This window comes from Limosilactobacillus sp. C0001E2 (assembly GCF_056590915.1).
Genome location: NZ_JBWPXC010000004.1, coordinates 20,326 through 40,542 on the forward strand (window position 1 = coordinate 20,326; position 20,217 = coordinate 40,542).

Annotated in this window: 21 protein-coding genes and 1 pseudogene; 6 read left to right on the top strand and 16 right to left on the bottom strand. The window is 41.9% G+C overall.

Annotation, left to right across the window (positions count from 1 at the left end):
• Positions 1 to 167: 167 nt before the first annotated feature.
• Positions 168 to 1,346, top strand: a complete 1,179-nt coding sequence (locus tag AC1EKL_RS05280; RefSeq protein WP_480188920.1) for an L-lactate MFS transporter — start codon at positions 168 to 170, stop codon at positions 1,344 to 1,346.
• A gap of 62 nt (positions 1,347 to 1,408) precedes the next feature.
• Here the strand turns inward: AC1EKL_RS05280 and AC1EKL_RS05285 are convergent, their stop codons facing one another.
• The 7 genes and pseudogenes from AC1EKL_RS05285 to AC1EKL_RS05315 form a co-directional block, all read right to left on the bottom strand.
• Complete coding sequence (locus tag AC1EKL_RS05285) at positions 1,409 to 2,047, bottom strand: helix-turn-helix domain-containing protein (RefSeq protein WP_480188767.1); 639 nt, start codon at positions 2,045 to 2,047, stop codon at positions 1,409 to 1,411.
• Between the two features lie 143 nt (positions 2,048 to 2,190).
• Positions 2,191 to 2,706, bottom strand: coding sequence for an O-acetyl-ADP-ribose deacetylase (locus AC1EKL_RS05290; RefSeq protein ID WP_480188768.1), 516 nt, complete (start codon positions 2,704 to 2,706; stop codon positions 2,191 to 2,193).
• Between the two features lie 48 nt (positions 2,707 to 2,754).
• Positions 2,755 to 4,653, bottom strand: a complete 1,899-nt coding sequence (locus tag AC1EKL_RS05295) for a M13 family metallopeptidase (protein WP_480188769.1) — start codon at positions 4,651 to 4,653, stop codon at positions 2,755 to 2,757.
• 41 nt (positions 4,654 to 4,694) lie between these two features.
• Positions 4,695 to 4,985 (bottom strand): hypothetical protein, encoded by a 291-nt coding sequence (locus AC1EKL_RS05300; protein ID WP_480188770.1) that lies wholly within the window; start codon positions 4,983 to 4,985, stop codon positions 4,695 to 4,697.
• On the bottom strand, positions 4,986 to 6,179 hold the full coding sequence (locus tag AC1EKL_RS05305) for a vWA domain-containing protein (protein WP_480188771.1): 1,194 nt from the start codon (positions 6,177 to 6,179) through the stop codon (positions 4,986 to 4,988). It abuts the gene before it with no gap.
• A 1-nt stretch (position 6,180) separates the two neighbouring features.
• Positions 6,181 to 7,338: pseudogene (locus tag AC1EKL_RS05310) on the bottom strand (ATP-binding protein).
• 3 nt (positions 7,339 to 7,341) lie between these two features.
• Entirely contained in the window at positions 7,342 to 7,971 is a 630-nt protein-coding gene (locus AC1EKL_RS05315; protein ID WP_480190235.1) for a DNA-3-methyladenine glycosylase, read from the bottom strand.
• A gap of 54 nt (positions 7,972 to 8,025) precedes the next feature.
• Between AC1EKL_RS05315 and AC1EKL_RS05320 the strand changes: the two genes are divergently transcribed.
• Positions 8,026 to 8,385, top strand: coding sequence for a DUF488 domain-containing protein (locus tag AC1EKL_RS05320; RefSeq protein WP_480188773.1), 360 nt, complete (start codon positions 8,026 to 8,028; stop codon positions 8,383 to 8,385).
• Between the two features lie 58 nt (positions 8,386 to 8,443).
• Here AC1EKL_RS05320 and AC1EKL_RS05325 read toward each other — a convergent pair whose 3' ends face one another.
• A complete protein-coding gene (locus tag AC1EKL_RS05325; protein ID WP_480188774.1) occupies positions 8,444 to 8,776 on the bottom strand; it encodes a DUF7671 family protein in 333 nt (110 codons plus the stop codon).
• The gene (locus tag AC1EKL_RS05330) at positions 8,773 to 9,147 is read right to left on the bottom strand and encodes a hypothetical protein (protein WP_480188775.1); all 375 of its coding nucleotides are present in this window, start codon (positions 9,145 to 9,147) and stop codon (positions 8,773 to 8,775) included. Before AC1EKL_RS05330 ends, AC1EKL_RS05325 begins: the two co-directional genes overlap by 4 nt.
• 115 nt (positions 9,148 to 9,262) lie before the next feature.
• Between AC1EKL_RS05330 and AC1EKL_RS05335 the strand changes: the two genes are divergently transcribed.
• Complete coding sequence (locus AC1EKL_RS05335; protein WP_480188776.1) at positions 9,263 to 9,889, top strand: NAD(P)H-hydrate epimerase; 627 nt, start codon at positions 9,263 to 9,265, stop codon at positions 9,887 to 9,889.
• Positions 9,890 to 9,935: 46 nt separating this feature from the next.
• On the opposite strand, the gene efp is transcribed toward AC1EKL_RS05335, so the two are convergent.
• Complete coding sequence (gene efp / locus AC1EKL_RS05340) at positions 9,936 to 10,493, bottom strand: elongation factor P (RefSeq protein ID WP_006917423.1); 558 nt, start codon at positions 10,491 to 10,493, stop codon at positions 9,936 to 9,938.
• Between the two features lie 107 nt (positions 10,494 to 10,600).
• Positions 10,601 to 11,221 (bottom strand): LVIS_2131 family protein, encoded by a 621-nt coding sequence (locus AC1EKL_RS05345; protein WP_480188777.1) that lies wholly within the window; start codon positions 11,219 to 11,221, stop codon positions 10,601 to 10,603.
• 159 nt (positions 11,222 to 11,380) lie between these two features.
• Here AC1EKL_RS05345 and AC1EKL_RS05350 point away from each other — a divergent pair, with 159 nt between their 5' ends.
• Positions 11,381 to 11,569, top strand: a complete 189-nt coding sequence (locus AC1EKL_RS05350) for an LBP_cg2779 family protein (protein WP_006917425.1) — start codon at positions 11,381 to 11,383, stop codon at positions 11,567 to 11,569.
• Positions 11,570 to 11,612: 43 nt separating this feature from the next.
• Here AC1EKL_RS05350 and AC1EKL_RS05355 read toward each other — a convergent pair whose 3' ends face one another.
• From AC1EKL_RS05355 to AC1EKL_RS05365, 3 genes are all read right to left on the bottom strand, one after another.
• Positions 11,613 to 12,557: a LacI family DNA-binding transcriptional regulator gene (locus AC1EKL_RS05355; protein ID WP_480188778.1), complete on the bottom strand. Its 945-nt coding sequence runs from the start codon at positions 12,555 to 12,557 to the stop codon at positions 11,613 to 11,615.
• A 99-nt stretch (positions 12,558 to 12,656) separates the two neighbouring features.
• On the bottom strand, positions 12,657 to 14,114 hold the full coding sequence (gene gtfA, locus AC1EKL_RS05360) for a sucrose phosphorylase (protein ID WP_480188779.1): 1,458 nt from the start codon (positions 14,112 to 14,114) through the stop codon (positions 12,657 to 12,659).
• A 30-nt stretch (positions 14,115 to 14,144) separates the two neighbouring features.
• Positions 14,145 to 15,368 carry an MFS transporter gene (locus AC1EKL_RS05365; RefSeq protein WP_480188780.1) on the bottom strand — a complete coding sequence of 408 codons (1,224 nt, stop codon included), beginning with the start codon at positions 15,366 to 15,368 and terminating at the stop codon, positions 14,145 to 14,147.
• Positions 15,369 to 15,726: 358 nt separating this feature from the next.
• Between AC1EKL_RS05365 and AC1EKL_RS05370 the strand changes: the two genes are divergently transcribed.
• Complete coding sequence (locus AC1EKL_RS05370; RefSeq protein ID WP_480188781.1) at positions 15,727 to 17,649, top strand: LysM peptidoglycan-binding domain-containing protein; 1,923 nt, start codon at positions 15,727 to 15,729, stop codon at positions 17,647 to 17,649.
• Between the two features lie 148 nt (positions 17,650 to 17,797).
• Positions 17,798 to 18,100, top strand: coding sequence for an ArsR/SmtB family transcription factor (locus tag AC1EKL_RS05375; RefSeq protein WP_480172485.1), 303 nt, complete (start codon positions 17,798 to 17,800; stop codon positions 18,098 to 18,100).
• Between the two features lie 4 nt (positions 18,101 to 18,104).
• On the opposite strand, the gene AC1EKL_RS05380 is transcribed toward AC1EKL_RS05375, so the two are convergent.
• Positions 18,105 to 18,569 carry an arginine repressor gene (locus AC1EKL_RS05380; RefSeq protein WP_480188783.1) on the bottom strand — a complete coding sequence of 155 codons (465 nt, stop codon included), beginning with the start codon at positions 18,567 to 18,569 and terminating at the stop codon, positions 18,105 to 18,107.
• 114 nt (positions 18,570 to 18,683) lie between these two features.
• Positions 18,684 to 20,117, bottom strand: a complete 1,434-nt coding sequence (locus tag AC1EKL_RS05385) for an APC family permease (RefSeq protein WP_480188784.1) — start codon at positions 20,115 to 20,117, stop codon at positions 18,684 to 18,686.
• Between the last annotated feature and the right edge of the window lie 100 nt (positions 20,118 to 20,217).

Sequence of the window (20,217 nt, forward strand, 5' to 3'; positions counted from 1 at the left end):
TTTTTTTATTTCAAAATTCTCATTGCACTTTACAGATCGGTATGTTAGTTTTAAGCCACGAATTATAATTCGAGTTAGTTGTATATTGTTCGTGTTTAAAAGGAGAATTAATCTTGCATTCATTTAAACGTTACGGAATCGCCATTGCCGGAGTTGTTTTCCACTTAATGATCGGCGGCGTATATGCCTGGAGTGTTTTTACTAAACCAATTGCTCAACAAACTGGTTGGCAAGAAGCGAGCGTTTCCTTTGCTTTTAGTCTCGCCATCTTTTTCTTAGGAATGTCGGCGGCCTTTATGGGACGCCTCGTCGAAAAATTTGGTCCCGCCACCGTCGGGACCATCTCAAGTATCTTTTATAGTTCGGGAATTGCCCTCACTGGGGTCGCCATCCAAGTCCATCAGCTGTGGTTACTTTACTTAGCTTACGGTGTCATTGGTGGACTCGGCCTTGGCTCTGGTTACGTCACGCCCGTTTCCACGATTGTGCGGTGGTTTCCTGACAAGCGTGGCTTAGCAACCGGCCTGGCCATCATGGGATTTGGGTTTGCTGCACTATTGACTGGTCCGCTGGCACTGCGCTTGATCATGACTATCGGCCTTGCGAACGCTTTCTATGTTTTAGGACTGTTCTATTTTGTTGTAATGATTATTACCGCACAATTCATTCGTAAACCCCACCCACATGAACTACCTGCGGTAATTGCCAATAACGCTTCCCGGGTAAGTCTTACTAACCAGTCTATGACCGCCAATGAAGCCGTTCGTACTCGTTGGTTTACTTGCCTTTGGTTCATGTTTTTCATCAATATCACAACCGGGATTGGTTTAGTTTCCGCGGCCTCACCAATGGCCCAAAGTATGACCTCCATGAACGCTGCAACGGCGGCAGTGATGGTCGGCATCATCGGCTTATTCAATGGTTTTGGCCGGCTGGCATGGGCAACCCTTTCCGATTATATCGGTCGACCTCTCACATACAGCCTGATCTTTATTCTAGATATTATTATGCTGGCGATTTTGATTTTCTTTAAACAACCGTTCATCTTCGCTGTTGCTTTATGTTTGCTAATGTCATGCTATGGTGCCGGCTTCTCCGTTATTCCCGCCTACCTTAGCGATGTCTTTAGTACCAAAGAGTTGGGTGCGATTCACGGTTACGTGCTCACTGCTTGGGCCGCAGCAGGAATGGTAGGCCCTGTCCTGCTGTCGTGGACTCATCAAATTTTGCATAATTACTACGTGACCTTAATTGCATTCATCATCATTGACTTAATCGCCATGATTATTTCCATCCGGATTCAAAAAGATTTTGTTACTAACCAATCAGTCGAATCTGTAAACTAATTCTTACTAATATGAAAGCAGGGTTCAATGTTGTCTTCTGACTGCATTGAACCCTGCTTTTGTTATTCATCTGCATCCAAATTTGGTGGTTTCCACATATACCGGTGGAAGATATTCATTATTCCAATTAAAACGAACAACGCCGTTTCTAAGTATGTAGCAACATCCGTATCATTCGAGATCACCATTCCAATCATAATAACGATTTCCAGAAATAATAATGTCTTCCCGATGAAAGAACTCTTCCGGTAGCACTGAATTATTTTCTCACGGTGATAATGTTCTTTACTAATTCCTAAAAAGAACGGTTTAACATGTTCACCATACAAAATCGCAACTCCAAAGACGATTGCAAATAGAATGGCACAAACATCGATTATTGAGGAGGAATCATTAATATACTCGAACATCAAAAAGAAGATTCCATACATTATGAAAAATAATCCCCGAAAGATGCTAAAAGCATTATAAGATTTGCCTTGCTCTAAAAATTCTTGAAGATCTTGATCTTCTCTAAGCAATGAATCAATGGAGATTTGATAGAAATCACTAATTTTGACGAGTGTATTTAAGTCTGGGTAGCTTTTCCCCTGTTCCCAATTAGAGATCGTTTGGCGAGTCACATATAGATTTTTTGCAACTACGGATTGGGTCAAACCGAGCTTCTTACGTTGCATTTTGATCTGCGTGCTAAATTTCATTTTGCTTCTCCCTTTGGCTTTTGAAGAAAGTATAACTGAAGAAGCCCTGGGAGGCTAGCAAGCTTTGTTTGCATCGGTAGTCTGACAGAGTTTGCAGGTATAAAAAAGCATCCAGTAATTAATACTGAATGCAATATATTGAATTATGGCAGTCGGTGCTCAACCTGGTCTTGATATATCTGAAAAGTCTTCGAGTCAAAACAAACCATCGTCACTTCACGAATATTTTGTGCTTTATCCATAAACTTTTGAATTGTCTGTACCGCGATTGCCGCCGCCTGTTCAAGTGGATAAGCATATACCCCGGTACTAATCGAAGTAAAAGCCACCGTCTGACAGCCGTACCGATCAGCTAAGCGCAAACTGTTTTGATACGAATTAGCGAGTAGCTGTGGTTCTCCAGAATAGCCACCGCGCCAGATCGGCCCGGGCGTATGAATAATATATCTAGCAGGCAGGTTAAAGCCACTGGTAATCCGGACCTCACCTGTTGGACACCCATGAAATTTCTCACAAGCAGCATACAGAGCGGGGCCAGCTGCCCGGTGGATTGCACCATCAACACCGCCACCACCCATTAGTGTCGTATTAGCAGCATTCACAATCGCATCACCCTGAAATTGGGTAATATCTCCCTGAATAACTTTCAATTGTTTCATGTAGCTCATCCTCATCAGTGACTAATCGATTATTACCTGGGAAATAATTTACCAAATATTAACCCGTTCTTCTGCTGGTTTCCACATTGGATCACCTTCATGAATATCAAAGACATTAAAGAATTCATCTTGATTTTGCGCTTGAACGTTGGCCCGTAATTTGTTTGGCACGTGCACATCAATTGATAGTAATAATTGCATATACTGCGTGGTGGCCTTCATCCGCCAAATCCGTGCCCAGTTAATAAAGAATTCTTGTCCTGAATAGTCTGATTCTTCTTGAGCGGCAGCGAGCGCACAACTTAATCCACCACCATCCGCAATATTTTCAGAAACCGTTAATTTACCATTCACTTTTTGACCAGCAAACGGCAAACCATTAAATTCATCAATCATCTTCTGTGCCAGCTTTTGGAAGTGTTCCGTGTCTTCGTTGGTCCACCAATTATTGAGGTTCCCATATTCATCAAACAGGGCCCCATTATTATCAAAAGCATGGGAAATTTCATGCGCAATTACCGCACCGATCCCACCATAATTTTCACTACTGGTCTGCTTTAAGCTATAGAACGGTGCCTGAAGAATTGCTGCTGGAAATACAATGATATTTTTAAATGGATGGTAGTAAGCGTTCACGGTTGCCGCACTCATTTCCCACCGGAGTCGATCTACTGGTTGGTTCCACCGACTGAAGAGCTCCCGGTTGGCAACTACCCCCAATTGGTTGACATTCTCAAGGAGGCTTTCACGCGGATCAACCGTCAAATGATTGTATAAGTCCGGAATTTGGTCTGGATAGCCAACCTGAATCCCTAAATGATTTAATTTAGTAATAGCTTTTTGCTTAGTCGTTTCACCAAGCCATTCATTATGCGCTAGACGCTGCTTATAAACGTCAACCATTTGCTTAACCATATGGGTAACATCTGCTTTAGCGGTCTCGCCAAAGTATTTACGACCGTAGTAATCACCAACTACTTGGCTAAAAATTCCCCGGGTCAGATAAAAAGCGAATTTTCGGTGGTTAACTGGTTTTTTACTGCCGGATAGTGCCCGACTATATTCGCCACTAATGGTACGCAACTCATCCGTGAGCAAACCTGCCTGTCCCAGAACTTCGTTAACAATCAACCAGCTCTTAAAAATTGCAAAGTGATCTTTTAAAATTTGATCTAACGCTACCATATATTTTGGCTCAGTCACAATTACCTTCTCTGGTTGGGTACCGATTAACTCACTAATGACTTTTGCCAGATCAAGTTGATTAGTGTGCGCCGCAAATTCCGCCAAACTCTGTGGATTATACATTTTACTATAATCGGCACTCTCTTCCGCACTTTTGACATTCGGAACCAGTAACGAATCAAATTGAATTGTTTCATCAATTAAATTATCCGCTTGTTCCTCGTCATACCCCACTTTTTGCAGAAGCTTCTTCGTCATAATCGACCACTGCTTCAGTAAAACTGGTCCCTGGGGATTATCTTTATCATAATAATTCTTTTCTGGGAGAATTAAACCTGGCGCAGCCGCAAACAGTGCATAGACCGTGGCATTTTTCATATCCGCATCAATGTCAAAGGAGACCGGTGAGGCGGAACCTTCCAAGATGAATTGTGCCCAATGTTTTTGGTAATCCGCATAACTAGAAAGCTTGGTAAATTGTTCTAGTCGTTTCTGGAGTGGCGCCACCCCTTCCTGATCACGCCGGGCAAAATCCTTGGCCAGCTGATACAACTTCACCGCTTCTTGTAGTCGACTGTCCTGTGGCATCGTTTGCGTAAATTGATCAAAATCATCCATTAATTGCCGGTCAATGGCGTCAACTAAATCATTAAATCCCCCCGTAGCTGGTTTATCTTCAGGGATTTTAGCAGTTTTTAACCACTCACCATTCACCGCCTCATATAAATCATTTTTGATTTCTGATTGATTAATCGCATCCATTGTCTTCGCTCCTTTGACTTTCTTCTTTTAATTATACCGAATCATCCCTCAAATGGTCGCAACAATTCCCGTTTTGCGGCCGCCGAAAACCAACGATCATGCATGCCGACTAGTTGGCTGACTGCTTGGTAATTATCTAACTTAATACGGCCTTGAATAAGATCGCTTTGTTGAAGTGCCCGCGCCATCTGAACCACCGATGTAGTCACCGGATTTTGATATAACTGGTTTGGTTCTTCATCCCAATCTAACCATAATAATTTTTTAGCTTGTCGATACTCAATATCATTTTCCATTACCATTTGTAGATAACGTGGCGCCAATAGTGTCATTTAGTGTTCCTCCAATCGACTGACCAACGTTGGAATATTTGTGACAGATAATGGTGTCGTGCTCGTTAATAACCACATAACCCTTTGATAGACATGATTATTAATGGTTGATTCACCCCAGCCGTCAGTAATTATAATAATTGGTATTTGCCTATTAACCCGTTGTTGATCTAAATAGTCGAAGACCGCCTGATAGCTGGTTCCGCCACCACCATAACGAAGCGGCTCCATGGGATGACTTCGACTAACTAATTCTGGTTCTCGTTGTACTTTTGCATCAAACACACCAACCATTAGTTCTAACCCAGCACGCTTGGCCAACCGGTTCACCAGTTCAATGCTTCGACTCACCGTTTCGTTACTCATTGATCCGGACTGGTCAATAAAAACCATTAATCTGGTTACTAACCGCGTGATGTGTCCCGGCAATTCTAACCGTTGGGGTTGTCGCCGATTAAACCGTGCCCTTGTCACCCGATTACCATGCGGAATTTGTTCAATCAAACGCCAAAATGCTTTTATGGCAGGCAACTCGTACTGCTGATTTGTATCAGTCAAAGTCGCTCTTAAGGACTGCGGTAATAATCCCCGTTGTTGGGACGTTAACCGTGCCTGGCTTTGTTGAACTAAGCGTTGTATTCGCCCCGCACGAATTAATTGGTTACCAGGCTGAAACCATCCCAGATGCATACCACGCGAATTTTTAAAACGACCATGCCTGATTGCACCTTGCAAACGCCGTTGTTGCTTAGCGTTTAATTTCCGGAGAACTTGTAAATAATAGCTCGAATCTTGGTGTGACTTTAAGGGAAGGTGTAGGATCTGGCTCATCTCCTCTAGGGTCGCGGTGCCCGTTGGTGCATTATCAAGATATTGGTTAACAGCAATGTCACATGCCAAACTAACTCGCTCCTGGTCATCACTAGCCGCATAGCGTACTGGATGTTGCCAAGCAATATGCAGAGCTTGGTGTTTCAGTAGCTGGGTCAACTCATCCATCCTCAAATGTTTAATTTGCGCTACTGCCCCCTGTAAAACAAGCCGATCATGATGCCAAACTAATGAGATGGCCTGATCACCATCCTCAATCATTTCCCGGGAAATATTTATCAAAATGTCCCCCATTAACGGGTCCTGATGGAGTAACTCAATCATCGCTTGCGAAAGCCGCTGGTTTGCATCTATTTGTTTCATCCTACTTCACCGCGATTTTTTGCAATAATTGATAAAAGTCTTTAAATTCGTTTTGACCAGCCACCGCTTGTTGATAGATTTGCGTCAAGAGTTCTGGCGCGTTGTGCGTTATTTGAGCAAATTGTTGGGCAATGGCATATTGGCCATCCGCACTGACCAATGATAAGTATTGAGTCAGTCTTTTTAAATATTGACTATCCAGCAACTGATCATGATCCTTTTTTATCATCTTAATTAACAGCTGCACCTTATCAGCATCACTAATCTTCTTGAATGCTTCAGTTTCATCTGTTGAAACCAGATTTTCAACCGTCAACCGATTCCCTTGGTGTAAAACATAATCAGCAAACGCCGTTCCAACTTCAACTCCAAGATCCCCACTGAAAATATCAGCCATCAATGTGGCACGACTTTGCTGATCTAATTTTAATAATTGGGTAAAGTTCATGGAAACTCGTTCCCATGAACGCGGGGTTGGGTAAAGATCACCATTTCATGGACCATTAAAATACGTTGGGTGATCTTGTAAATACCGTTGAACAATCGGCTGGATCCGTGGTTCTCCCTGCTGATTCAATTCGTTAGCCCACTGCTGCCAATCAGTCAATGAAGCCGCCATCTCTAACCGGACTGTTCGGTCTTTGATCGCATCATCCGCAGGAGTTACTGCATAATCAGTATGGAAAAAATTAGTCATCGTGGCATCTGGATTTTCCGCAATCACAATCCGTACTTGCTGGGGTAACTTCAGGCTATTGATCTGACGTTGCAAGACCAAGTTCATCAGCTCAGCTTGCACCGCTGCAGTTCCCCGGTTAAATTCATCCAAAAACCAAATAATGGGCTGAGCTGAATTGTGTTCAGCCTGTTGAATAATTTGAATAAGCGTTTCTGAATATCCATACTGAACGTTAGCAAGCGTCCCATAACTAGTGGTTTGGATGAATGCTTCATCGCGCAGTGGCGGCACCGGAATGGCTAAATCACCTTTTTCACTCAAACTAACCACCGTCGTGAATAACTTGGCATTTAGTTCTGTGGCAACTTCATTGACGAGAGCTGACTTACCAATTCCTGCTTCTCCAACGATATTAGGAACGTTATCCGCCGCTAAAACTACTTTGACTGCTTCTTTCATTGCCTGATAACTTAATGCCACGAATCATTTCCTCCAACCATGATTTATCTTATCTGAATCTCGCTTCCGCATTTTAGAAACATGTGGATTGTGTGCTACATAAAAACGTAAATCTTCATGGGCGTTCGCTCCTTTAGGATTAATCCCCACCCGCGGACTACTGATAACCGCTAATGGTTCACGTTTCTCATCAATCCGGATTGTTAATGGCGCATTAGCCATTGACTGACCATCTAATTTACGATCGTGAATTCCCAGAGCTTGAACTAATTTACCTGGGCCGTTAGTGATATTCGTCCCTTCCATTCCGCGATTTCGATTCATTTCTTCAGCATTGATCGTTGGCTCCAATGCTCGAATCAGGATTCCTTGTGGTTCTTCAGCATCTTGAACCACCACATCAAAGCAATAGTGAGAACGAATTTGATAAATATAGATATCACCTGGATTGCCATAAAGCGACTCCGTGTAGTTTGTCCGGCAACCACCATATGCATGAGAAGCTGAGTCACTTTCCCCTAAGTAAGCCTCGGTTTCTACAATTAGGCCGCCTAATTGCCCTTGAGGACCATTATAAATTACTTCACGTCCCAATAAATCTTGCGCAATCACAGTCGTTGGCCGGCCAGTAAAAAATCGTTGATAGTCATTCATAGCTCTTTACTCCTTCTTGTATGTATCCTATCATTGATCTCGAGGTGATTAAACATGGAAATTAAAATCGAACGGATTTATACCAAGCCAGTTGACTTAGCTGGTTACCGAATCTTGGTTGATCGTCTATGGCCACGAGGAATTTCTAAAGTAAACGCTCACCTTGACGAATGGATTAAAGAAGTTGGTCCAAGTACCGACCTACGAAAGTGGTTTAATCATGACGTTACAAAGTTTGCTGAATTCAAGACCCGCTATTTAGCTGAACTACAGGATAATCCAGCGTATGATCAATTGCTGGCGACCGTTCGTGAACAACTCAAAGAGCAGAACGTAATTCTCCTCTTTGGTGCTAAAGATACGGAACATAATCAGGCTGTTATTCTCCAAGAAAAATTGGAACAAGATTTATAAGAATACAAATAGGACTCCTCACCGATGAAGAGTCCTATTTTAATATTCAACTCAGTTACTAACTAGTGACTTGCTGCTTAAAAATCTCTTGTCCCGTTGTCAGCAGATCTGCTGATGCTTCAACGGATAAAAACCGTTGGCAGGGAACTTCACTATGACGATCCTTAAACGCCATTGGCTCCGCAGCCACAATCATTACCATTAGATTATTTTCCGTTAGCAATAATTGTCCTGGGTGATGATATTTGCCCTTGGTATGTTTACCAGTCCGCCACGTATGGATTTTCGCCTGTCCGTCAGCACCAGTCTTTAACTGGTAACCCCCAGACCCGTCATTTTCTACTGGTAAACCATAAAATTTCTGCACTTCGTATTGATTTTTCTTACTCATTCTGTAATTACCGTTGCTGGGCATAGTGCACTCACTAATTGGAAGAAATACCCTTCCGTTAAGGCCTGCGCCCATGTTCCTTTACGTTGATTTTCGCCATCAATAATCATCGATAACATGGCCTTGACTAATCTGTCCTGATTAGTCAGCATCACGTCGCCAACCGTTTCATGGTTAATTTGTGGAGTAATCTCAGCTGCCCGTAATGTTTGACGATATTGTGCATCATAATCCAAAGATCGCCGAAATTCATCCGCAAATGACCGCATTGTCTGATCATAAATTGGTTGACGCACTTGATCAACGTCTTGCCATTTAATATGTCCATCAATCATTTGGCGAAAGTAGGTTAGATATTCTGCATAATTCATCCTTATCACCTTCACCACTATTATAGCTGGTCTAGATCAATTTGTATAAATAATCTCGATTATCGGAAGATCGTGTTATGATCAACTTAGGATTGATATAAAGAAGGTTAGTCGAATGGGAAAATTAGTTACTGCAAGTCAAATGAAACAATTAGATTCCCACACTATCAATGAAATTGGGATTCCTTCCCTAGTATTGATGGAACGAGCGGCATTAGCAGTGCGGGATGAAATTCTAACCGCATTTCCACTAAATCAAGCGAATGTGGTAGTGGTTGCTGGTAGTGGTAATAATGGTGGTGACGGTCTGGCAGTCGCCCGCCTACTAACCATCGCTGGAAGTCATGTCACCATTGTCAACGCCGGTAACCTCCACCATGCATCTGAAGAACACCAAACCCAAGAAAAGATCTGTCAATACTATCAAATCGCTGAAACAACTGACTTAAGTGTCTTGAAAGACGCTACCCTGATCGTTGATGCCATTTTTGGCATCGGAATTGACCGGGACGTGAAAGGGCACTATGTTGAGATCATTAAAGCCATTAATGATTCTAAAGCACCCGTCGTTGCAGTTGATATGCCATCAGGAATTAATACTGATACTGGTGCTGTCATGGGGAGTGCCGTTCGAGCTACCACTACCGTAACCTTTGCTTATAATAAAGTGGGTCTCACCAAAGGCGCTGGTCAGCAGTATGCTGGACGCTTAGTGATCGCTAATGATATGGGAACTTATTAATAATAAAAAGGGTTGGTCAAAAACCAACCCTTTTTATTATTAAATCCTAAGCACGTGACTTGTAAGCACCATCAGCGGTGTTAACAATAATCTTGTCACCGTTCTTAATGAATGCAGGAACTGTGACAACTAAACCAGTGTTCAACGTAGCTGGCTTACCACCACCATCGATGGTTGCTCCCTTAATTTCTGGTTGAGTATCAGTAACTTCCAACGTAACCGTAGCTGGTAATTCGACCCCAACGATTTCACCATTAACGAAGTCCATTTGTACTTCCATGTTTTCTTGTAAGTACTTCTTTTCTTCGGTAATGTTGGAGTTTGGAACTTCGTATTGTTCATAGTTTTCCAAATCCATGAATACGGAATTGTCCCCTTCTTCGTAAAGGTATTGAGTATTCCGCTTGTCAACGTTAACTTGTTCAACCTTCTCAGAAGGACGCATCGTGGTGTGCACGATTGATCCAGAACGAACATCCTGAATGTCCATCTGCATTAAAGTGTTACCCTTACCTGGCTTGTGGTGGTTAATAGTTAAGACCCGCAGTAGCTTATCGCCACGCTTGAAAACCATTCCCTTTTTCAAATCAATTGTTTGAATCATTATAAGTGCTCCTTCACTACGAAATTTCTGTAACCAACTCACTGATTACAACATACAAAATCATTATACCATAGTTTAATGACAGTTTTTAAGTGCCTGCCTGCTAACTACTTTTGATAAATCAAATTTGAGGCTGGAACTCGAATTAACGTGTATTGTTCGGCAACATGGCCGGCCCGGCATCCTAAACCATTTAGTAAATTATTTCGGTAGTGGATGGTCATGACCGCTGCAACTGCATGGTTTGTCCGCGCATCTTCCTTCGCCAACCTTTTACGGTTCCATGGATAAGCTGCTGCTTCAGTGCTCAAATAGTGATCACTATCCGCAATAGAACCATAACGTGAGTTCGTCAGATTCTTACTGCCAGTTGTCCAATAGGTATAAGAAACCACTGGATGTTTACCACCTTGACTCCGGTTAGCCTTGACATAGTAATAGTCATCCTTAACTTGTCCCAATTGCAACGTTTGATACTTCGTGCTTGTCACAACTTCTTGTGCATCACGATAGTTGACTGTCCGAAAGAATGACAGGTAACTCATGCCCCATAGCCAAGCAATGGTAATTACCAGTAACACCACATACCGAATAACCAAATTCCCGGTATAGCGTTGACCAGTCTTTGCGATTAACATTAATTGATGTACCCGAATATAGTGGATTACGTAACATAGGAACACTACTGCGCCAATCCACAGTAGCCACCCCAACCAATTCCAAGTCATTGATTCTCTCCATTTCTTGCTTTATCTACTAAGCAATGATGTTTTGTATAGCATTAATTGTACCACAACCGATTTCTTCTTCGCCTTTTTTCACAATAACGGGTATAATAGTAATATTAATGCACCACGCCGTGTGATATGAAGGAGGATTAACCAATAATGGATGAAGGAAACAACCTTTCAATGGACATTATTAATTACGAAAAAGATCATGATTTAACTGATAATGAAATGGCCTTCGGTAGCCAACTTTCAGTTGAACGGGTTCATGACATTAAATCCCAAGCTAGCGATGCAACTCCTGAAGAGGAAGGACTGTTACGTCGCTTCATGGATTCACACCAATAAAAGTATAAAAGGCAGGAAATCATAATGATTTCCCGCCTTTTTATTACGCTGGTTCATGAAAACTAACTGGTAATTGTTGAGGTTCAACTTCTGTTTGCGGATCTTTAATTTTTTTCATTAGTGTATCAATTAATTCGTCCGCAATTTGTTCTGTTGGCTGCACAACCGTCGGTAATGATGGTTCAATTGTCCGGATCATCTTTGAGCCATCATAGCCCGTGACAATAAAGTCATCATTAATTTTCTTGCCTGCCTGAATAGCAACATTGCGAATTTCAAGTGCTTGCAAATCATTCGTGGCAATGACCCCATCGTATTTCCCGGGAAATGTCTCGACAAAGTTAGTCCGCTTTAAATCCAGTGGTGTGTAATTAGCGTGATGTTTCGTCAAATAATCAACCGTTCCTTGAACCCGGTTTAGTGTTGGTGAAACTGACGTATCTTCATCAATCATCACGGCAATGCGCTTGGCCCCATGTTCAATCAAATACTGTGCCGACAATTCACCACCATGGTAATTATCACAAGCAACAATTGGAATATTACCCGCCAAGTAACGATCGAAGGACACGACCGTCGATGTAATCTGCTGGTATTCACGAATTCCCAAGTTGTGGGAACTGGAAATAATCCCATCCACTTGGTTAGCCATGAGCATCCCTAAATAGTCATGCTCAATTTGCTCATTCTCCGCTGACGAAGCGATGATTGTTTTATACCCTAAACCAAACAGTCGGTACTCTAAATCATTAATCAATTCCGCAAAGAATGGATTAGTGATATTAGGAAAAATCAGTCCAATAAACTTGGACGGTTTTCCTTGCATCGCTCGCGCCAAGGCATTCGGCTGGTAATTTAGCTCCCGCATGGCAGCGTGAACTTTAGCAATCGTTTTTTTGCTTAATGATCCATAGTTATTAATGACCCGTGAAACAGTCGTTACTGAGACGCCAGCAAGGTCTGCAACATCTTTTAATTTTGCAACCATTTTTTATTCTCCCCGACATTAGTTATTTTATTATAACCTAAATTTTGAGCAAGAGAAAAGGGACTAAGTCAAATAATCTTAGTCCCTTTAACAAGTTGGTTACTTTTGTTCCATTACAACTTCATCATTTGCAGTGATGGTAAAGGTCTTGTTGGCAGCATCTGCATCCAGAACCGCAACATTCTTACCATCCTTATCCTTACGAGTGATCTTGATGGTTGTTTCAGTTGGTGTTTCAACATCAATTGAGCCTTCCAGATCAAAGGCAGCAAACTTGTTCCGCCAAGAAAGCAAGTCTAAGAGGTTCTTAACGACTGGACGTTGAACTTCTTGAGCAACTTCTTCCTTTGTGTAGTAGTGACGGTTGATGTTACGACCTTCTTTAGTTTTTTCGAGCAAGTCAAGGTCGTTGGAACCGGCCAGCAAACCAGCGTAGTAAACCATTGGAATACCAGGCGCAAAGATTTGGAATGCACGAGAAAGCAGGTAAGCTTTGTCATCGTCACCCAAAGCAGAGTAATAAGTAGAATTGATTTGGTAAATGTCCAAGTTATTGTATTCTGCACTGGAGTACTTCCGCTTAACGTTAGCACCAACCTTGTACAATTCGTTGGATGCGTAGTCAATTTCATCATCCGTTAAAATATCCTTGGCATCCACTACCCCGATTCCATCGTGAGTGTCCAGAGTAGTAAATTGCTTCATTGGTGACATCTTCAACCACTTAGCAAGACGGTTCGTCTTACCAGAGTAAAGTGTGTAAAGCGTGGTCATTGGTAAAGTAAAGTCGTAAATGAAGAAATTGTGAGCAGAAATCTTTTGTGGAATCGTGTAGTGTTCATGGATTTCTGGCAAGATAATTGCTTTGTAAGGAGCCAAAATATCTTGAACTTCATTTAAGAGGTCCCAAATTTCTGGTTCAACGAAGAAGTCATTGGTGCCGACCTTCTTAACAGCGTAAGCAAAGGCGTCCAGACGAATCATGTCGGCTCCGTGCTTAACCATATCGATCAGCGTTTCCTTAAAGAATTCATTAGCAACCTTGCTCTTAACGTTGATGTCGATTTGTTCTTCACCAAACGTGTTCCAAAGGTGTTCCTTAGTACCATCGTCAAATTCGATTTCTTGTTCAGGCGCCTTATCCTTACGTTTGTAAATTAAGTCGATATCTTCTTGGGTTGGACGGTTCTTACCAGCCTTTTCCCAGAACTTTTCCCAACGAATGAAGAAATCATTGTACTTGGAATCATCATGCTTCTTCTTAAAGTCTTGGTACATTTCAGACTTCTTAGAAATGTGGTTGATCATGAAGTCAAACATCAGGTAGTAATCTTCACCTAATGATTCAACGTCACTCCAGTCACCAAAAGCACTGTCAACCACATCATAACGATAAGGGGCGAAACCACGGTCACCAGTGGATGGGAAAAATGGTAATAAGTGAACACCGCCAATGGCATCACCGATATACTTGTTTAAGACTTCATGTGTTTCCTTGATGTTTTTACCCATTGAGTCAGAGTAAGTAATCAACATTGCTTTATTTTGAATTGGCATTTTTTATTCCTCCATAAAGTTTATCTATAACTATTTAGCAGCTTGGCGACGAGTAGCAAAAAAGATGATGGCGGCAATGACCAAGAGGCCAATTCCATAAACTAGGAATGGGGCAGCAAGTCCATAACCGCTTGTTGGTTGGCCCATCAAATGGTTAGTCCATTCGGCAATTGATGGGGAGAAGAACGCCCCAAAGTTGAACCCGATTAACACCATTGATGTAACCAGCGGCTGACGCTTTGCTGGTGCCAGATTTGGCAACAAATTAAAGATCAATGGTGAAACTAATTGCAGTGGGAACCCAATCAGAAGAAGCCCAATCACCAGGACAACAAAATTAGAGCCTGCAAAGTAGAACAAGAAATTAGATACGGCCATTAAGTCCAGGCCTAAATAAACCGTTCCAAAGCCGAGACGCTTTTGAATTGATCCGTAGAACAAGCCACCTAACGTCGCACCAATCAGCATTAATGATAGGAAGTTCGATGCCCCAGTGTATTGAGCCCCTTTAATGTTAACGGCCAGTCCTGGGAAACGATTTTCCATTCCCACATAGTCGACAACTAACAAGAAAGCAAACAATACTAACAGGTAAACAGTAGGGCTCGTCTTTTTAATGTCATCCGTATCGAAATCGTCGACGGTTTCCTCGACTTCTTCTTTAACCTGTTCTTCGACCTTTTCAGCTTTGGCATCATCGGGAACGCGTAAACCAAAGAAGATCAAAACAACAAAGGCTAAAGCATAAATCAGGAATGACGCATGCCAGCCACTCATGGTTAACAAGAGCCCCGCTAGGAACAGCGTAAAGGCTTGACCAATTTGTTCAGCCGCTGCCCGCCAACCAAGCATTTGAGCACGCGTTTCATCTTCGTACCAAACCGAAATCATTGAAATGGCTTGTGAGTTATACAAACCATAACCAGCCCCAAGCAATAAACGAGAGCCTAAGATGATTGGGTAACTATGAATATTAAAGAACGGAACCAATCCCATTACCCCAACGATCGTAACCCCAATCATAATCATTTTCTTGTCTGAAATCTTGAACCATTGTTGTAGCAATGGTGATAAGACAACAAAAATCATTACGGCAAACGATGGTGTCGTTGCTAAATACTCAGACTGGGTCTGCGTAACATTCAAAGATGCCTTCAACTGCGGAAGCGCACTTTGAACAGCATAGGCACTCGTTAACATGAACGAAACTGACAAAAACGCCAATTTCGTCATCACCGAATTCTTATTCTGCATGTTAAAACCTCATAACTCCTTGATTATTAATGGAAAAGCTCATTAATTCACATAAGAATATAGCAATCTTCACACAAAATGTCAAACGTTTATCAAACATATTTTTAAAGATTTATTTTCAATCCAGTTCTTTATTCATTTGATAAATATAATCATCACTTTCTGTCGCTTTTAGACAGTTTACGTGTTCAATTCGTGGTTATTTTGTGGTCATAAATTTTTAAACAAAAATTGATAAAATTCTTTGACCCTTTCTTAAGATAATGCTAAATTTTAGTTGTTTATAATCTTACGAATTTATTAAGATTATTAAATTTCTTAATTATTAATCACATCATTATTCAAAGGAGATTTTATTATGACCAATCGGAACAGTGCGGATCAACCACACTACAATAAGATATACCAAAGCGGTCGTAATTGGATGTTTGCAAGTGTTGCTGCATTAACAGTGCTGACAGCTGGTGCTACAACTGCTCACGCTGACAGCCAGTCTAATGACACTAATAATCAAAATCCAAACGAAAATACCGCAGCTAATACTCAACAACAAAGCAACCAAGTAGCCATCAACGGGAGCACTGGTGATAATCAAGACCAGTCAACAACCAAAAATGATCAACAGACAGATAACCAAGCTGCGACTGTCGCCGCTAACGTTAACTTTAAGAGTACTCAAGACAATACTGCTAACAACTCACAAAATAATGCGGACGCAACTACCAACACTACCCAAACCTTTAATGTGCAAAAGAATGTTGCACCAATTTCTGCACAACAGGCAGTGGTCAGCTTAGTCCAAACGCCTGCTGCAAATAATCAAGCGGACATCAGTGCGATTCACTTTAGTAGCAACGCTCACTCCCAACAATTTATCGAAAGCGTTGCTCCAGGAGCCATTGAAGGATGGCGGAAATACGGAGTCTTACCATCCGTCACCGTCGCCCAAGCAATTATCGAAAGTGGTTGGGGACGTTCTGGATTATCTACCGAAGCCCACAACCTCTTTGGAATTAAAGGGTCATACAATGGGCAATCCGTAGTTATGCGGACTCGAGAAGTTTACGGTGGTCGCAGCGTTTACGTTAACGCTAACTTCCGTGCCTATCCAAATAATTCAGCTTCAGTCGAAGACCATGGTAACTTCCTTTACTCCAACAGTCGTTATCGTAACTTATTAGGTGATCGGGATTACGCCAGTGTTGCTCGCAAACTTCGCGCTGATGGTTATGCCACTGATCCAAACTACGCTAATGCAATTATTAACATGGTGCAAACATACGGCTTAAACCGTCTAGACACAATTGCCTTTTCAGGTGCGCAACCAGTTATTACTAACAAGGGCAACAACGGTAACAATAACTCATCCGCTTCTGGTTACTACACCGTACAAAGCGGTGATACCCTTTCTGGAATTGCTAATCAATTTGCAACGACGGTTCAAAATATCGCTCAATTAAACGATATCTCGAATCCAAACCGGATTTATGTTGGTCAACGACTGCTGGTTAAGCAACCATCATCTTCAACTACCACCAATACCCCATCAACTAATACTGGTAGCACGGTCGCATCTAGCTATACTGTCCAAAGTGGGGAAAACTTATCAGAAATTGCTGCTAAGTTTGGCACCAACTGGCAGACCCTTGCGCAACTCAACAACCTTTCTAATCCAAACCGGATTTACGTTGGTCAAGTGCTTCGTTTGTCAGCTAACTCAGCAGCAAATCACACTACCACAACTTCTAATCAGCAAACTAGCCACGCTGAAACTTACACCGTTCAAAGCGGCGACAACCTTTCTAAGATTGCCAGTCAATTTGGTACTAACTACGAAAACTTAGCACGGCTAAATAACATTACTAATCCAAACCGGATTTACGTTGGTCAGGTACTGCGGATTTCTGGTAACACGAATGTTTCTACACCAACGCAGTCAACAACCACCACTAACAACACTAGTTCTTACACTGTGAAGAGTGGCGACACGCTTTCTGGAATTGCTGCTAAGTTTGGCACGAGTTATGAAGCATTGGCTCAACGTAACAACATCGCCAACCCAAACACCATCTACGTTGGTCAAGTAATCCAGATTTCTGGCTCAACTAACAGCAACCGTAGTTACCAATCAACTAACTCTCAAGGTACTTACACCGTTAAGAGTGGCGACACGCTCTCTGGAATTGCTGCTGCTCATGGAACAAGCTGGACAAGCCTTGCTAATAAAAATGGTATCCGTGCACCATATACCATCTATGTTGGTCAACGGATTTCCTTATAATTAGTTAATAGTCAAAACGGTCGAGAAAGTAAATTTTTTCGACCGTTTTCTACATTTTTTGCGATTTCTTTTGGAATTATATAAAAAGAGAATTATAATTTATTTATAGACGATTTGTTTTGGGACTTAGTAAAGAGGTTGGCAACACATGATTAATTATCAACTTTCTAATTTAGATGACTTAAATCAAGTCAGTTCACTTTTCAAAATTTTAGGTCACCCCAAGCGACTTCAATTACTCTACTTGTTAATTCAGCACTCAATGACCGTTTCACAAATCAGTACTGCCTTGAATTGGGAACAATCAGCCGTCTCTCATCAACTGCAGTTACTGAAACGACACAATTGTGTGAGTTATGAACGTCATGGTAAACAAATTATCTATAAATTGGATAACCCGACCGTCATGACGCTGATTGCGGACGCGGTCGGTGGCATCAACGATTTCTAGTTTTCTAGTGCTCTACCATGTGTTCATGCACCAGCCGGCTAATTGCTAACGCACTTTCGTTTGTTTTACTAATGGTAATGAACGTATCATTCCCTGCTAACGTTCCAACAATCTCTGTTAAATCACTATCGTCTAACATCCCTGCTAATACAGTTGCATAACTAGAGTTAGGGGTCGTCTTAATCACGTTCATAAATTGGACTGTCGTACATGATTCAACACTATCGTGAATTGCGTCATACAACCGTTGATGCTTATCTTCATTATCGACATGTAATTGTGCATAATAAGTTTTGCCGTGCTGATCACTAACTTTAACAATATTCAATGCATGAATATCCCGTGAAACGGTTGCCTGAGTTGCAGTAACCCCATTCGCTTCTAAAAGTTTTAATAATTGTTCCTGAGTATTTACATGGTGCGTATTAATAATTTCTAGAAGCAATTTGCGACGGTCACGGTGATTCATGATATTCATTCTCCTTTTGTATAATCATTCAGCTTATTTTTATATTAACTCATTTTATCCAAAAAAAGAAGAGGCCGTTATTTAAAACGAACCTCTTCTTTTTGATTAAATTAGTTATTTTTGCTTTTGCTTACTCAAAGTGGAATGGTTAATTCCATAAACAAAGTAAATTACCAATCCCGCTAAGAACCAGAAACCTGCATAAAGTTTGGCATCGCCACTTAGTCCGAGAAAGACCATCAATGCTGCCAAGAATCCAAGAAATGGCATCACAGGATAAAATGGCATCTTAAAATCAGGATCTTTAATGTCTTTTCCTTCCCGTTGCCGCAAAGCGTAAATTCCCAAGCAAACAAACATGAAGGAAATCAAAGTCCCGGCGGAAATCAGTTGTGAAAGGAAAGCAAATGGTAAGAAAGCACCAATCAAAACCGCACCACAAGTTAAGACAAGTAAAGCATGGTTAGGACGATTCTTGGCATCTAATTTACCAAGCCATTTTGGTAACATCCCGTCTCGACCAAAGGAATAAATCAGTCGTGACCCAGCAAGTGTCATCCCAATTAAAGCCGTAAACATCCCTACCACAGCAATGGTTTGAACAACGACTGCAACCATTGGATGATTAATCGCACGCAGGGCCATACCAACTGGTTCAGCTGAATTTGCGTACTTAGCATATGGCATTACACCAATCAGAACGACACTAACCGCTACAAAGAGCACCACAGCAATCAACAGCGAACCAAGAATTCCCCGTGGCATCGTTTTTTGAGGGTTAACTGCTTCAGCTGAGTTAGCAGCAATCGAATCAAATCCAATATATGACAGGAAAATCATCGAAACCCCAGCATAGATTCCTTGCCAACCACCAAATGCTCCATTGGTCGTCATACGATATTTAGGAACAAATGGAACAAAGTTAGCTTTTTGCACTGCAAACGCCCCAACAACTACGAACAGCAGAATGGCAAACACCTTGAGAATAACCAGCAGATTTTCAACTCGCGCTGCTCCTGATACCCCCTGCGCAATCAAGAGAGCAACCGCGATAATAACAATGACCGAAACTAAGTCGACAATCCCGCCATTATTACCAAAGGTGTTTGATAAGCTATTTGGTAGTTTCACACCAAATTGGGCAATCAGAGCCCGGAAGTTGGCGGAAAGTCCAGAACCAACGAAGGCCAACGCAATAAAGTATTCAGCTAGTAGTGCCCAGCCGGCGATCCAACCAAAAAATTCACCAAAGATAACGTTAATCCATGAATAGGCGGAACCAGCAAATGGCATGGCCGCTGACATTTCAGCATATGCAAAGGCCACCAAACCAGCCACCACCGCAGCCAGAATAAATGAGATAATCACCGCTGGTCCTGCATGTTGGGCCGCCACTTCGCCTGGTAGTGTAAAAATCGAAGCAGATACAATTGTTCCCACTCCAAGTCCTAGAAAATCGCGAACCCGCAGTGTTCGGGCAAGGTGAGCATCCTTAATTTCATAGGTACTCGGATCTTCCTTCATCGTCATTCTCTTCCAAATACTCATACACATCTCTCCCCTGTATATTTCACGGAAGCATCGGCTTCCAAACGTGATTTGTGATAGAAATCTTATTTAATTCTAATAATTCTACCATTATTTACTA

Excerpts from the sequence above, each read along its gene's own strand:
- AC1EKL_RS05280 (WP_480188920.1), top strand. The coding sequence starts at position 168 with ATGATCGGCGGCGTATATGCCTGGAGTGTTTTTACTAAACCAATTGCT.
- AC1EKL_RS05330 (WP_480188775.1), bottom strand. The coding sequence starts at position 9,147 with ATGAATTATGCAGAATATCTAACCTACTTTCGCCAAATGATTGATGGA.
- AC1EKL_RS05320 (WP_480188773.1), top strand. The coding sequence starts at position 8,026 with ATGGAAATTAAAATCGAACGGATTTATACCAAGCCAGTTGACTTAGCT.
- gtfA (WP_480188779.1), bottom strand. The coding sequence starts at position 14,114 with ATGCCAATTCAAAATAAAGCAATGTTGATTACTTACTCTGACTCAATG.
- AC1EKL_RS05300 (WP_480188770.1), bottom strand. The coding sequence starts at position 4,985 with ATGACACTATTGGCGCCACGTTATCTACAAATGGTAATGGAAAATGAT.
- AC1EKL_RS05355 (WP_480188778.1), bottom strand. The coding sequence starts at position 12,557 with ATGGTTGCAAAATTAAAAGATGTTGCAGACCTTGCTGGCGTCTCAGTA.
- AC1EKL_RS05290 (WP_480188768.1), bottom strand. The coding sequence starts at position 2,706 with ATGAAACAATTGAAAGTTATTCAGGGAGATATTACCCAATTTCAGGGT.
- AC1EKL_RS05380 (WP_480188783.1), bottom strand. The coding sequence starts at position 18,569 with ATGAATCACCGTGACCGTCGCAAATTGCTTCTAGAAATTATTAATACG.
- efp (WP_006917423.1), bottom strand. The coding sequence starts at position 10,493 with ATGATTCAAACAATTGATTTGAAAAAGGGAATGGTTTTCAAGCGTGGC.
- AC1EKL_RS05335 (WP_480188776.1), top strand. The coding sequence starts at position 9,263 with ATGGGAAAATTAGTTACTGCAAGTCAAATGAAACAATTAGATTCCCAC.
- AC1EKL_RS05385 (WP_480188784.1), bottom strand. The coding sequence starts at position 20,117 with ATGAGTATTTGGAAGAGAATGACGATGAAGGAAGATCCGAGTACCTAT.
- AC1EKL_RS05305 (WP_480188771.1), bottom strand. The coding sequence starts at position 6,179 with ATGAAACAAATAGATGCAAACCAGCGGCTTTCGCAAGCGATGATTGAG.
- AC1EKL_RS05315 (WP_480190235.1), bottom strand. The coding sequence starts at position 7,971 with ATGAATGACTATCAACGATTTTTTACTGGCCGGCCAACGACTGTGATT.
- AC1EKL_RS05325 (WP_480188774.1), bottom strand. The coding sequence starts at position 8,776 with ATGAGTAAGAAAAATCAATACGAAGTGCAGAAATTTTATGGTTTACCA.
- AC1EKL_RS05295 (WP_480188769.1), bottom strand. The coding sequence starts at position 4,653 with ATGGATGCGATTAATCAATCAGAAATCAAAAATGATTTATATGAGGCG.
- AC1EKL_RS05375 (WP_480172485.1), top strand. The coding sequence starts at position 17,798 with ATGATTAATTATCAACTTTCTAATTTAGATGACTTAAATCAAGTCAGT.
- AC1EKL_RS05350 (WP_006917425.1), top strand. The coding sequence starts at position 11,381 with ATGGATGAAGGAAACAACCTTTCAATGGACATTATTAATTACGAAAAA.
- AC1EKL_RS05285 (WP_480188767.1), bottom strand. The coding sequence starts at position 2,047 with ATGAAATTTAGCACGCAGATCAAAATGCAACGTAAGAAGCTCGGTTTG.
- AC1EKL_RS05365 (WP_480188780.1), bottom strand. The coding sequence starts at position 15,368 with ATGCAGAATAAGAATTCGGTGATGACGAAATTGGCGTTTTTGTCAGTT.
- AC1EKL_RS05345 (WP_480188777.1), bottom strand. The coding sequence starts at position 11,221 with ATGACTTGGAATTGGTTGGGGTGGCTACTGTGGATTGGCGCAGTAGTG.
- AC1EKL_RS05370 (WP_480188781.1), top strand. The coding sequence starts at position 15,727 with ATGACCAATCGGAACAGTGCGGATCAACCACACTACAATAAGATATAC.